The sequence below is a fragment of the Gracilibacillus xinjiangensis genome (assembly GCF_042651765.1).
Classification (GTDB): domain Bacteria; phylum Bacillota; class Bacilli; order Bacillales; family Amphibacillaceae; genus Gracilibacillus; species Gracilibacillus xinjiangensis.
Genome location: NZ_JBHSDT010000007.1, coordinates 14,482 through 27,479, shown reverse-complemented (window position 1 = coordinate 27,479; position 12,998 = coordinate 14,482). Strand labels below are relative to the sequence as shown.

At 36.7% G+C, this 12,998-nt stretch carries 13 protein-coding genes; all 13 read right to left on the bottom strand.

Annotation, left to right across the window (positions count from 1 at the left end):
- Positions 1-45: 45 nt before the first annotated feature.
- Positions 46-888: a glucose PTS transporter transcription antiterminator GlcT gene (gene glcT, locus ACFOY7_RS10915; RefSeq protein ID WP_390252110.1), complete on the bottom strand. Its 843-nt coding sequence runs from the start codon at positions 886-888 to the stop codon at positions 46-48.
- A gap of 96 nt (positions 889-984) precedes the next feature.
- Complete coding sequence (gene spoVT, locus ACFOY7_RS10910; RefSeq protein WP_390252109.1) at positions 985-1,521, bottom strand: stage V sporulation protein T; 537 nt, start codon at positions 1,519-1,521, stop codon at positions 985-987.
- A gap of 155 nt (positions 1,522-1,676) precedes the next feature.
- Positions 1,677-5,210, bottom strand: coding sequence for a transcription-repair coupling factor (gene mfd, locus ACFOY7_RS10905; protein ID WP_390252108.1), 3,534 nt, complete (start codon positions 5,208-5,210; stop codon positions 1,677-1,679).
- A 241-nt stretch (positions 5,211-5,451) separates the two neighbouring features.
- Positions 5,452-5,682 carry an anti-sigma-F factor Fin gene (locus tag ACFOY7_RS10900; RefSeq protein ID WP_390252107.1) on the bottom strand — a complete coding sequence of 77 codons (231 nt, stop codon included), beginning with the start codon at positions 5,680-5,682 and terminating at the stop codon, positions 5,452-5,454.
- Positions 5,683-5,773: 91 nt separating this feature from the next.
- Positions 5,774-6,334, bottom strand: a complete 561-nt coding sequence (gene pth / locus ACFOY7_RS10895; RefSeq protein ID WP_390252106.1) for an aminoacyl-tRNA hydrolase — start codon at positions 6,332-6,334, stop codon at positions 5,774-5,776.
- A gap of 216 nt (positions 6,335-6,550) precedes the next feature.
- Positions 6,551-7,174, bottom strand: a complete 624-nt coding sequence (locus ACFOY7_RS10890; RefSeq protein ID WP_390252105.1) for a 50S ribosomal protein L25/general stress protein Ctc — start codon at positions 7,172-7,174, stop codon at positions 6,551-6,553.
- A gap of 85 nt (positions 7,175-7,259) precedes the next feature.
- Positions 7,260-8,210 carry a ribose-phosphate diphosphokinase gene (locus tag ACFOY7_RS10885; RefSeq protein WP_390252104.1) on the bottom strand — a complete coding sequence of 317 codons (951 nt, stop codon included), beginning with the start codon at positions 8,208-8,210 and terminating at the stop codon, positions 7,260-7,262.
- Between the two features lie 41 nt (positions 8,211-8,251).
- Positions 8,252-9,616 (bottom strand): bifunctional UDP-N-acetylglucosamine diphosphorylase/glucosamine-1-phosphate N-acetyltransferase GlmU, encoded by a 1,365-nt coding sequence (gene glmU, locus ACFOY7_RS10880; protein ID WP_390252103.1) that lies wholly within the window; start codon positions 9,614-9,616, stop codon positions 8,252-8,254.
- 233 nt (positions 9,617-9,849) lie between these two features.
- Entirely contained in the window at positions 9,850-10,143 is a 294-nt protein-coding gene (spoVG, locus tag ACFOY7_RS10875; RefSeq protein WP_089743971.1) for a septation regulator SpoVG, read from the bottom strand.
- A 143-nt stretch (positions 10,144-10,286) separates the two neighbouring features.
- Positions 10,287-11,099, bottom strand: a complete 813-nt coding sequence (purR, locus tag ACFOY7_RS10870; protein WP_390252102.1) for a pur operon repressor — start codon at positions 11,097-11,099, stop codon at positions 10,287-10,289.
- Between the two features lie 54 nt (positions 11,100-11,153).
- Positions 11,154-12,023 (bottom strand): 4-(cytidine 5'-diphospho)-2-C-methyl-D-erythritol kinase, encoded by an 870-nt coding sequence (gene ispE, locus ACFOY7_RS10865; protein ID WP_390252101.1) that lies wholly within the window; start codon positions 12,021-12,023, stop codon positions 11,154-11,156.
- A gap of 150 nt (positions 12,024-12,173) precedes the next feature.
- Positions 12,174-12,353 carry a small, acid-soluble spore protein, alpha/beta type gene (locus ACFOY7_RS10860; protein WP_390252100.1) on the bottom strand — a complete coding sequence of 60 codons (180 nt, stop codon included), beginning with the start codon at positions 12,351-12,353 and terminating at the stop codon, positions 12,174-12,176.
- A gap of 202 nt (positions 12,354-12,555) precedes the next feature.
- Complete coding sequence (gene veg, locus ACFOY7_RS10855; RefSeq protein WP_390252099.1) at positions 12,556-12,819, bottom strand: biofilm formation stimulator Veg; 264 nt, start codon at positions 12,817-12,819, stop codon at positions 12,556-12,558.
- Between the last annotated feature and the right edge of the window lie 179 nt (positions 12,820-12,998).

Genomic DNA, 12,998 nt, shown 5'->3' with positions numbered 1-12,998 from the left:
CTAAAACATTCTTTTTACTCATGCCTGATCGTATCAGTAACACGTTTAAGATGATTGGATTAAACGCTGTAAGTGGATCGTTAAATATAAGACCTCTGACTCATCCACACGTGTATTTAATTTTCGTTGCATTACTTTTATCAATTTCCACGCTAGATTATAGCATACCGGATATGTTGATTTCAAGACATTAACCAAATTTGTTTGTTCTCCTAGCGATTCTTCCTGATATACCCTTTCGATCGCACGGTGAAGGTGCTGAACTAATCGATGATAATCAATATTATGACGGTCTATCTTTAGTTGCAGGTTTTCTTCGATTATTTGAACGAGCTGAGAAATTAATTGATGGTGTTGATTCATATCCCGAATGGATTTATCTGTAACTGCACTATGAATATGCAGCGCAATAAAGCCCATTTCGCCTTCAGGGAATTCAACACCAACCTTGTCTTTTAATATTTTAACAACTTCCCGTGATACCTGGAATTCTTTTGGATAAAGGGATTCAATTTCAAATAAAAAAGGATTATTAAATTGCACATTTTGGGCAGCCCTGCTAATTGCAAAGGATAAATGGTCTGTTAATGCCACATGAATATGCTCATTAAGCTTTTCACCCATTCGCTGTTCAATAAGTATAATCACTTCATTCAGTATTTCCATTAAGTCCTGGTCCACATTAGAAAGTAATTGCTTATATTGCTCTTGTTCTTGTTCATCTTTTAAGAGGAATGTCTTCTCCACTTGACTTTCCGGTACAATATCTCCACTCTTCTTGCCAAAACCGATCCCCTTGCCAATTAGAATCACTTCCTTGTACCGTGGATGTGAGGCAATTAAAACATTGTTATTGAGCGCTTTCTTTACAACGATCTTCTCCTCCACCTATCTCACCTCGCTTGTCTTTATCTATATTACTAGAACAAACTGTAATAATCCATTAAAAAATAGCTCAGAAAATCTGAGCTATTTTATATAGTATTATTCCATTTGTTTCGCTAAGAAATGTGCTGCCGTATGTGCTGATTTCTCTTCCACTTCGCCGAACTCTTGCTGTTCCCTTGTGAAGATGACCATACACCCAATCGGATCACCACTGGCAACAATAGGGTAAATGAGAAATGCCTGCAGCTGTTCCTCTTTTCCATCTGCAATTTCTATGGTTTGTTCATTTTTTTCAACCATTACCTGACGGCTGTCCATTACCTGGTCTAATTGTTTCGATATTTGCTTCCCTAAATATTCTTTCTTTGATTCACCCGCAACTGCAATAAATTCATCTCGATCACTAATTAATACGGATAAACCTAATGATTCATATAATGCCTCAGCATACTCTGTCGCAAAATCACCAAGTTCGCTAATTGGTGAATATTTCTTTAAAATCACTTCCCCATCTCGGTCCACAAATATTTCTAATGGGTCCCCTTCACGTATTCTCAATGTGCGGCGAATCTCTTTCGGGATAACTACCCTTCCTAAATCATCAATACGGCGTACTATTCCTGTTGCTTTCATAGTAAATCATGACCTCACTTTCAAATAATTAACTATGTATTCAATTATGGACACATAGTGAAATAATTACATTGTAAGGTTAGTATGATTTAGTTAACTTAAAAGTATACAATTTTTTCATTATATTTTTTCTCGGGATTTACACAAAAATACATTTACGCCACAGGTTCTCTGTCCATTTCATGCAATGTGTGAATAAATGATTCTAATATCTCATAACGTTTTCTCATGTTTGCTTTATCGAAACGGAAGACAACTTTTAATTTACGTTCTTCTGTTCCTAATTGAATCAAACGTCCGTGCTTATTGGCAAACTCGAATAATTTGGCGCCATCTAATTCCTGGCTTCTTTTTTCCTCCACTATTATCTCAAGCTGACTCTTTTTCTCTGAAATGGATTCGATTTTTTCTCTTTTTGCCATCATCTTTAATGTAGTCACATGAAATAGATTTTCCACTTGTTCCGGGTAATCACCGAAACGATCAATTAATTCATCACGCAGATCATGAACATCTTCCTGAGACAATATTGCTTGGAATCTTTTGTACATATCTATTTTCTGCTTCTCATCTTCTATATATTCCTCAGGTATATAGGCGTCCACTTTAAGATCCAACTCTACCTCAAAAGGCTGTACTTCTTCGATTGTCTTACCTTGTTGTTTTGCTTGTACTGCTTCTTTCAGCATTTGTGAGTACATATCAAACCCTACGGAATCGATAAACCCATGTTGTTGGGAGCCAAGAATATTTCCTGCACCACGGATCGATAAATCTCGCATCGCTATTTTAAAACCGGAACCAAGCTCTGTAAATTCTTTGATTGCTTGCAGTCTTTTTTCGGATACTTCTGTTAGGATTTTATCTTTTTGATAGGTAAAATAAGCATATGCCACACGATTTGACCTTCCAACACGCCCCCTAAGCTGGTAAAGCTGACTTAACCCCATCCGATCAGCATCGTAGACAATCAATGTGTTTACATTTGGAATGTCTACACCTGTCTCAATAATCGTGGTACTTACTAATACATCTGCCTCGCCTTCCAGGAAGGAGAACATAACATTTTCTAACTCTGTTTCGTTCATCTGGCCATGGGCAAAAGTCACTCTGGCATCTTCAACTAATGCTTGAATTTCCTGTGCCATTTTTTCAATGGATTCTACCCGATTATATAAGAAAAAGACTTGGCCGCCACGCGCTAACTCTCTTTCGATCGCTTCTCTTACTAGCGGTCCATTGTATTCCATTACATATGTCTGAATCGGAAAGCGATTCTCTGGCGGTGTCTCAATAACAGAAAGATCCCTTACACCCAGCATCGACATATGCAATGTTCTAGGTATAGGTGTTGCTGTTAATGTTAGAACATCCACATTTGTCTTTAATTGCTTAATTTTCTCTTTATGTTTTACCCCAAACCGCTGCTCTTCATCAACAATTAACAGACCTAAATCTTTATAAACGACATCTTTAGATAACAGACGATGTGTACCAATCACAATGTCTACCATCCCATTTTTCAAACCTTTTAATGTTTCTGTTTGTTGCTTTCTTGTTCGAAAGCGACTTAACAAACCGATATTAATTGGATAGTCTTGGAAACGTTCCATCACCGTTTCGTAATGCTGTTGTGCTAGAATCGTAGTCGGAACAAGAAAAGCAACCTGTTTTCCATCAGCAATTGCTTTAAAAGCTGCTCGAATAGCAACCTCCGTCTTTCCATACCCAACATCACCACAAAGTAAGCGGTCCATTGGCTGTTCTTTCTCCATATCTTCTTTAATCTCATTAATACATCGTAATTGATCTTCCGTCTCCTGGTATGGAAAAGCGGATTCGAAGTCACGTTGCATTTCCGTATCTTCACTAAATGCATAGCCTTTTGCCGCTTCTCTTTCAGCATATAATTTAATCAAGTCATCAGCAATGTCTTCTACTTTGGATTGTACTTTGCTCTTCACTTTCTTCCAGTCGTTGCCGCCCAAACGATATAACTTAGGTTCTTTTCCTTCTGAACCAACATACTTTTGTACAAGGTCAATCTGGTCAATCGGAACATAAAGTTTATCATCACCAGAATATTTTAAGAGCATAAAGTCTTTATGAAGACCAGCTACTTCTAATGTTTCAATACCAATATAGCGTCCAATCCCATGATTAGTGTGGACAACATAATCACCAACTTGTAACTCCTGATAACTTTTAATCCTTTCTGCATTTGATATTTTCTGTTTCCTTTTTGTCCGGACAGTCTTTTGTTTAAATAACTCATTTTCTGTTACAACAGCAATTTTGTGCATAGGAATCTCAAAACCACTTTGAATACTGCCAACCGTTATAATTGGCTGATCCAGAGGCAATGGCGGGATTGATTCGCTTACTGTTGCTTTCATTTGATAATCTTCCAGAACAGAATGGACCTTTTCTACCCGTTGCTCATTTGGTGCTAATATAACCACAGAGTATCCAGATTTCCTCCACCTTTCCATTTCATTTTGAAATAAATTCATTTGGCCATGAAACTGCTGCATACTGCGCGTTGATAAATTCACTATATTAGATGGATTTGTATTCGGAATATGGCGCAAAAAGACAGATAAATACAAGCGGGGCTGACTCATTCCCCCCCAGGTATCATGCCAGTCAAATGACAGTCTCAGGTCCCTTAATGCCTGATTACGGTTGAGGTGATCTTTCAGCCATTCTGTTTCTTCATCATCCAAATGTAAGGCCGTTTCTTGAATCCTGCTCATCTCATCCAGAATAATCAAACCATCTTTAGGTAAATAGTTTAATAAACTTGTTGGTTTATCATAGAAATAAGAAATATACTTCTTCATTTCCTGAAAGCGTTCGCATTGATTTAGACGGTCTATATCTCCTTGGATAGCTTCTGTCAATGCTTGTTGATCTTGCTTATTTTTCGTTTTCTTTAAAGTTTCCTGTAATGCTTTTTCAATCCTTTGTGCTGCTGTGATTAAATCATGATCGGATGTTAGGAATTCGGTAGCTGGACCTATTTGAATTTTCTCGAGCTTGTCTAAAGACCTTTGTGATTCCGCATCAAAATATCGTATCGAATCAATCTCGTCATCAAATAATTCAATACGGAACGGGTTATCATCCATAAGCGGGAAGATATCCAGAATTCCCCCACGCAAGCTGAATTCCCCTGGACTACTTGTCATCTCTTGTCTTTCATACCCCATATCAATTAACAATTGAATCGTTTTCTCTATATCGATTGTTTTATTAATTTCAAGATTCACTTGATATGTTGTCCAATAATCAATTGGTGGTAAAAACCGTTTTAATCCTGCAATGGGAGCAATCATTATCCCGTTATCTTCTTTTAGCCAAGTCGTTAACGCTTCAATACGCTGACTGAGGAGTTCCGGACTAGCTACCGCTAATTCCGATACGAGCAATTCATTGACTGGATATAAATAAACATTACTATCATTAGCAAACTCTAATAAATCATCATATAATTGCTGTGCTTGTGTTAATTGATGTGTCACAATTAACACTTTCTTATTGATTGCTTCATGGATTAATGCACTAAACAAGCCACGCGAAGAACCCGACAGTCCTGCAATCACTTGTTCTTTTAATCCAGTATTTACCCCTTCTATTATCGAATGAATATCTTCCTTCTTCCTTAATAGATGCTTTATTTCATACATAATGTTCCCCCTAGTGCTTTCCTTGTAAGTATTAGAAAATAGTTAGAAAAACTATCTAAATCAGATGGCCTTATGAAGGTGAAACTGCAAAAATGCCTTGGTATGGAACCAAAGCTTTTGAAACATAATAAATGATTCTATTGTCAAACTATCGATCGGCTCGATAGGAGCATATAAAATGTTTATGCTCCTCATAAGGTAATGCTGCTTAACCATGTAAGAACTTTTCTGCTCATGTATTCTATTGTATAAAATAATCAAGTTCATGGTAATCAGGGTTATTTTCTAATGTTTCCTGGCAGTTTTCACAAATCGTGTTTATCTCTATTTGTTCTGTTGGCTGGTAATTCATAAGACTTGTTTTCTCTTCTGATGACAAATGGTCCCAACCTATTTTATTTAGATCCAGCATCTGAGAATTTAATCTGCCAACCTCACAACTGCAGTGTTTACATTTATATACTAATGCCATCCTATGCACGCCCTTTATTAAAAATAATCACTTAAGTTAGTTTTATTTTTTCCAATTTGTAATTATTTATACAATTAAGGGTGTTTTCGATTTACTTATTATAGTCGTTCATGACCTTCTGAAAAGAATCTCTCATCCATGCTTCCAATGCGTTTGCCGCATGTTCAATTGAATCATCTAATGCAGCTTGTTCATCTGCAGAGAATTTCCCTAATACATAATCAATTACTGGTATGGGCTGGACTGGTCTCCCAATCCCGAAACGGATCCGGTTAAATTGTTTGGTACCTAAATGGTCAATTATTGAACGAACGCCATTATGCCCACCGTGTCCGCCAGTTTGTCTTAATTTTACTTTTCCTAAGGGCAGATCTAAATCATCGTAAATAACAACGACATCTTCTGGTTCTAATTGATAAAAATCCATTAATGGACGTAAACATTCACCAGATAAATTCATGAATGTTTGAGGTTCTAAAAGAATTACTTTTTCATCCTCCCATGTTTCCATTGTATATAGTCCATTAAACTTTTGTTTTTCGAGCTTCCAATTATGTCGCTCCAGTAAATAGTCTATAACCATAAAACCTGCATTGTGTCTTGTTTTCTCATATTTACGTCCTGGATTTCCTAATCCTACTATACACTTCATTTTTTTACTTCCTTTAAATATAGTTTTCTACTTATAAGTTTAACATAAAATAACTCAATAACAGAGAGCAAAGTGGATAAAAACCGAGAATATAGCATGATGGTAAAATCAACAAAAGCCGTCATACATCATCTGTATTTCCGAGTATTTAATTGTTTTTATCCGTCATTCAATTCCTTAAGAAAAACCGAGCAGGGAATGCTCGGTTTACCGGTGTTATTCATCTGTATTATTTCCTTCATTTACTGCATCAGGATCTTCTGGCTGTTCGCTCACTGTTTCCTCAGGCTCCTTGTCAGGAACTAATATAGATACAATTGTTGTATTTTCATCTTCTAGTATGTCGTAATTTCCGCTGTCTTTTAAGTCTGAAACGAGAATACTGTCACCAACTTCTAGTTCAGATACTTCAATGTTAATTTGTTCTGGTATATCGTTTGGTTTAGCTCTTATTGATAGCTCATATAAAGGTTGTTGTAATACCCCGCCTTCATTCGCTCCTTTTGCTTCACCCTCTAATACGATGGGAACTTGTACATCAATTTCTTCCGACATATTTACTACATAAAAGTCGGCATGAACTAGTTCATCTTTTAACGGATCTGCCTGATAATCATGCAGCATAACATCAAAAGTCTCATCATCTACTTTTAGTGAGATGATTGCATTTTTTCCTTCATCACGAACTGTCTTCAATAACTCCACACTATCGACCACAATTGGTTTTGGGTCTACATTATATCCATAGATAATTGCTGGAACTTCTCCAGCTTCTCTAACTGCTTTCGTATGTGAACTTTTCAGATTTTCTCTATTTTGCGCTTGTAACTGTACTGCCATATTGATCACCCTCCAAGTTAATTTACCACGTTAGTAATATAATTCCCTTGGAAGATCAGAGTTAAACATTTATGACTAAAAACAATTAATCAAATAAGATACTTACTGACTGTCTTTCGTGCACACGGATGATTGCTTCACTAATTAATGGTGCAACGGAGAGCTGAGTAATTTTATCAATTAGTTTCTCTTCTTTTAACGGTATACTGTTCGTTACAACTAATTCTTCAATCTTTGAATTTTGAATTCTTTCTATAGCTGGTCCTGAGAGAACTGGATGTGTACAACATGCATAGACAGCTTTTGCTCCACTATCAATTAAAGCATTTGCTCCAAGTGTGATGGTCCCTGCTGTATCAATAATGTCATCAATTAAAATTGCCGTTTTTCCTTCGATATTACCAACAATATTCATAACTTCTGCTACATTAGGACGGGGTCTTCTTTTATCAATAATTGCAATAGGTGCTTTTAATCGATCTGCTAAATTACGTGCTCTTGTCACACCGCCATGGTCTGGTGAAACAACTACAATATCGTCAAGCCCCTTTTCGCTCCAATAGCTTGAAAGAATCGGAACACCTACCAATTGATCAACTGGTATGTTGAAAAAACCTTGGATTTGCGGTGCATGGAGGTCTAATGTAATGGCTCTTGATGCGCCTGCAGTTTGTAATAAATCTGCCACTAGTTTTGCCGTAATTGGTTCTCTTGCGCGTGCTTTACGATCTTGTCGTGCATATCCATAATAAGGCATGACAATATTAATGGACTTAGCAGAAGCTCGCTTTAATGCATCAATCATAATCAATAATTCCATAATATGTTGATTAACTGGTTCGCAAGTTGATTGAACAACATATACATCACATCCGCGAATACTTTCCTCAATGTTAATTTGGATTTCCCCATCACTAAACTTAGTAACAGAACTTTTTCCTAATTCTACTCCGATGTTTGCCGCAATTTCTTCTGCAAGCTTTGGATTCGAATTTAATGTAAATACCTTCAACGATGAATCCTTATATTCAGACATGTTGATACCCTCCATCACTATTTGTTTCCAACTTAGATTATTTATTTATACTTTTTCGCATATCCTTCTTTGTTGACTTGTTTCGACCGTTCAATAGATAATGCGTCACCCGGTACGTCTTCAGATATCGTTGAACCGGCTGCAATAAGCGCACCCTTGCCTATTGTTACTGGTGCAATCAAATTGGCATTGCACCCAATAAAAGCATCATCTTCTATTTTCGTTAAAAATTTATTCTTGCCATCATAATTTACAGTAATTGTACCACAACCTATATTTACATTGCTGCCAACCTCTGCATCCCCAATATAGCTTAGATGAGATACTTTGCTTCCATTATAAATTTTTGACTTTTTCACTTCGACAAAATTCCCAATTTTTACATCATTTCCGATATTGGCATCTGGTCTGATATGGGCAAATGGCCCGATTTGAACTCGTTCACCAATATAACTGGAAGTCGCTGCACTATGTTTCACTTTCGTGTTTGAACCGATATGGCAATCCGTTATTTCTGAATTTGGCCCAATTTGTGCGTCTTCTTCTATTTCAGTCTCACCATTTATAACGCATCCTGGATAGATAACAACGTCTGAAGCTATCTTCACATCTGCGCCAATATAAGTATTGGCTGGATCGATCAGTGTTACACCATTTCGCATATGATAATTATTAATTCTCTGCTTCATTATAGTTTCCGCTTGGGACAATGCGATACGATCATTTACACCTATTGTTTCATTAAAGTCTTCTGTCTGAAATGCCAGCACTTTTTCTTGTTGCTGCTGAGCAATTTCGATGACATCAGGCAAATAATATTCACCTTGAGCATTGTCGTTAGAAACTTGCTTTAATGCCTGGAATAACAACTCATTATCAAAACAATATGTACCTGTATTTATTTCTTTAATTAACTTCTCTTCGGAAGACGCATCTTTCTCTTCAACTATTTTTTCCACTTGATTGTTTTCATTTCTAACAATTCTCCCATATCCTGCTGGATTTTCAGAATGTGCAGTAAGGATCGTTACTTTAGCTTCTTCCTTTTCATGAAATTGTAAAACAGATTGCAACGTTTCTGCTGTTAATAATGGCGTATCTCCACATACTACTAGTGTTGTACCTTTTTGATCTTTTAAGTATTTCTCTGCTTGCAAAACAGCATGCCCTGTACCTAGCTGCTCTTCTTGAATAACATAATTTGAATCCTCGCCTAACTGCTCCTGTACCTTCTCGGCACCGAAACCTACAACTGTTGTAATACTCGCTAATTTAAGTGATTTTAATTGGTCTACTACATGCTGTACCATCGGTTTACCAAGAACAGGGTGTAACACTTTATATAATTTTGACTTCATTCTCGTACCTTTACCAGCTGCTAACACAACTGCAAAACGTTTTGACAATATATTCCCTCCGTTCAAAATGTCTGGCTTACTATCTATTTTTAATTTTTAACGCAATATTACTTTAGTACGGTAGAATCCCAATTATGAATATATATGAAAACTAACCTTTTTTCAATGAATGTTAACTAGGAAAAGTAAAATTCCTTTACTTCCATCTTTTATCGTTCACATTTTTTAACAACATATAAAAAGGCCTAATCAATAATGATCAGACCTTTTCAAAATCATCCTTATGAAGCTCCCGCTTCTTCAAATTCTACTTCTTCTTCTTCACCAACACGATGGTATTCTTCTAAAACCGCATCCTGAATCTTTGATCGAGTACCAGAATTAATTGGATGTGCAATATCTCTAAATTCTCCATCAGGAGTGCGTTTAGAAGGCATCGCTACAAACATTCCGTTATTTCCATCGATCACACGAATATCATGTACAACAAACTCGTGATCTAATGTGATAGATGCGATTGCTCGCATTCTTCCATCGGTATTCACGCGGCGTAATCTTACGTCAGTTACTTCCATTATGTATCACCACCTTTTCCCTTTATAAGAACTTATTACATTAATTCAACATCTTTTCTAAAATTCCTGCTAAAGATGTAAAACTTTTTAATCTTTTTTATAAGTTCTTTGGGATAAGTGGCTAAATAGGCATTTTTGTTATATTATTGGAAGTAATTTCCCTTAATTGCTTCAATTTGCTTATTGTTATCATCAACATTCTTAATTTGCAGTAATGAGGTATAATCATCAACCACCCGTTCCTCTTCCTCATCTTCTGCTTCTGCCAAAACACCTATTGCTTTTACATTTGCATTAAATTCCTCAAGCAAACTCTTCATACCATTTATCGTTCCGCCCGCTTTCATAAAGTCATCAACTATACAAACATTTTCATTAGGCTTTAAACTTCTTTTCGATAACACCATTGTTTGAATTTTCTTAGATGATCCCGAAACATAATTAATACTTACAGTTGACCCCTCTGTCACCTTAGGATCACGCCGTACGATAATTACTGGGACGTTTAAGAAGGAAGCTACGGCATATGCAAGTGGAATACCTTTAGTTGCCACTGTTACGATTGAGTCAATATTCAGCTCAGCAAACTTAGAGGCAAATAAGCGGCCAATATTACGCACTTTATTGGGATTACCTAATATATCACTCATAAACAGATAACCACCTGGCAAAATACGACTGGGATCTTCTAACTCTGAACACAATTGCTCAATAAACGTATGGCTTATTTCCTCTGATACTTGCGGGACATATTTAACACCACCGGCTGCACCCGACACTGACGCCAAATACCCTATCCCGTCTTCTTGAAATATACGATTAATTATCGTTAAGTCCTCGCTGATCGATGATTTAGCTGCTCCATAAGTCTCTGAGAAAAACGGCAAAGAAATCAAATCCATTGGATGCTCTATTAAATAATTGGTCATTGCCACTAAACGGTCGCTTCGTTTCATTACTACACCCCAAAATCCGAATATTTTGTCGTAAATATAACATTTTATACGGATTTAATCAAGTGTTTGTTGTGTACCCAACATCCTTACAATGTGGACATCTTCACAGAAACCACGAAGGCTATTATAAATACGTACTGCTCTGGACTCATGTTTGACTAAACCGAAAACCGTTGGCCCGCTGCCACTCATTAATACAGCATCCGCTCCTGATCGCAACATTTGACTTTTTATCTGTTGTACTTCCGGGTGTTTAGGCAATGTGACTGTTTCCAGTACATTTTTTAACCTGGAGCAGATTCCCTTGTAATTAGCAGCTTTAATTGCATGAACCATCCCTTCCGTATCAGGATGCTCCAGCTGGTCCAATTTTAATGATTGGTAAACAGATTGGGTTGAAACACCTTGGGTTGGTTTAGCAAGTACGACCCAACATTGCGGAGGAGCGGGGAGTTCAATTATTTTTTCCCCTCTGCCTTTTGCAATGGCGGTTGAATTATAGACGCAGAACGAGACATCAGAGCCTATTTCCGATCCAATAGCTGCAAGCTCATCCATCGTCAAATTTAACTGCCAAAGTCGATTCAATCCTCTTAATGTAGCAGCTGCATCACTGCTCCCCCCGGCAAGACCTGCTGCAACCGGAATCTGCTTATCAATTTTTATTATTACACCTTTTCTTATTTGAAATTTCTCTTTTAAGATTTTTGCTGCTCGATATGCTAAATTACGCTCATCATTTGGAATATATCGACTATCAGATTCAACTTTAATTTGATCTGATTCTGATAGAAAAAGTTCAATGCGATCTGCTAAATCAACTGTTGTCATCACCATTTCTACTTCATGGTATTGATCCGGTCGCTTATATAGAACATCTAACGTTAAGTTAATCTTTGCTGGGGCCTTTTCTGAAGTATACACCTTGTCACCTACTTTAGTTCACTATACCATTCAATTTGGAATGTTTTCATTTCGCTTGTACTATAAACGATCAGTCATCTAAACTCTTACAGTACAAAAAAACACTTTATGTAAAGATACCATAAATAGTTTAAAGGGACAAAACCTTAATCAGGTTCTGTCCCTTTTCAGACTTTCTTCAGCTATTTGAACAGCCCTTTTCACCATACTTCCAGCTTCATTAGCCGTTATCTCGCCCCAACCATTTTGTTTCACCTTGTCGTAAAATCCTAACTCTTTAGCAAGCTCTTCCTTAAATTGCTCAGACATAATTCCGCGTCCTCTGCCCATAGAAGATACTCCCTTTCTGTCGTTTTTTTACGACAGTCCTATTCTGCCCTGATCAAAAAGGATAATTCCAGGCAAATTTTAGATTAGAAAAGGTGAATAAAAAGAGAGCTGTGGGGAAAAGTATTGTCACTTCATTTTATTGTAGTAATCTCTTCAGCCTGCACAGCTTATTCCAGGAAAAACAAAAAGCAGCAAACTTTGTTTACTGCTCCCCTGCAACTGCTTCTAATTCTTCCACAAAATTCAATTCAACCGTTTCTGTAAGTACATCTGCATAGCTATAAGATACACGTTCAAATGAGTTTTCCTCCTGATCTAACTCCACAATGAATACAGAAGGATAAGTTTCTGCCAATGTTCCATAACGCTCAACAGTTTTCTTTCTACCACCATTTGCTCTGATCTTTAAACGTTTCCCAACATAGCCATCTAAACCTTGTTTGATTTCAACCAATGTTTTAGCCAATACACTCCACCTCACTAATGTTAGTATACTACATTCTTGTCCGATAGTCAAATAAAATATTCTATTATAACAATAGTATTAATTGACTGTCAATAAAAAAATCGGTATGTACTAAGAATAGTATGGCTAACTTTATGAAATTTATGTATAGATTGTCTATTAGTTGTAAAGTTCTCTAG

Excerpts from the sequence above, each read along its gene's own strand:
- spoVT (WP_390252109.1), bottom strand. The coding sequence starts at position 1,521 with ATGAAAGCAACAGGAATAGTACGCCGTATTGATGATTTAGGAAGGGTA.
- mfd (WP_390252108.1), bottom strand. The coding sequence starts at position 5,210 with ATGTATGAAATAAAGCATCTATTAAGGAAGAAGGAAGATATTCATTCG.
- ACFOY7_RS10900 (WP_390252107.1), bottom strand. The coding sequence starts at position 5,682 with ATGGCATTAGTATATAAATGTAAACACTGCAGTTGTGAGGTTGGCAGA.
- pth (WP_390252106.1), bottom strand. The coding sequence starts at position 6,334 with ATGAAGTGTATAGTAGGATTAGGAAATCCAGGACGTAAATATGAGAAA.
- ACFOY7_RS10890 (WP_390252105.1), bottom strand. The coding sequence starts at position 7,174 with ATGGCAGTACAGTTACAAGCGCAAAATAGAGAAAATCTGAAAAGTTCA.
- ACFOY7_RS10885 (WP_390252104.1), bottom strand. The coding sequence starts at position 8,210 with ATGTCTGAATATAAGGATTCATCGTTGAAGGTATTTACATTAAATTCG.
- spoVG (WP_089743971.1), bottom strand. The coding sequence starts at position 10,143 with ATGGAAGTAACTGACGTAAGATTACGCCGCGTGAATACCGATGGAAGA.
- purR (WP_390252102.1), bottom strand. The coding sequence starts at position 11,099 with ATGAAACGAAGCGACCGTTTAGTGGCAATGACCAATTATTTAATAGAG.
- ACFOY7_RS10860 (WP_390252100.1), bottom strand. The coding sequence starts at position 12,353 with ATGGGCAGAGGACGCGGAATTATGTCTGAGCAATTTAAGGAAGAGCTT.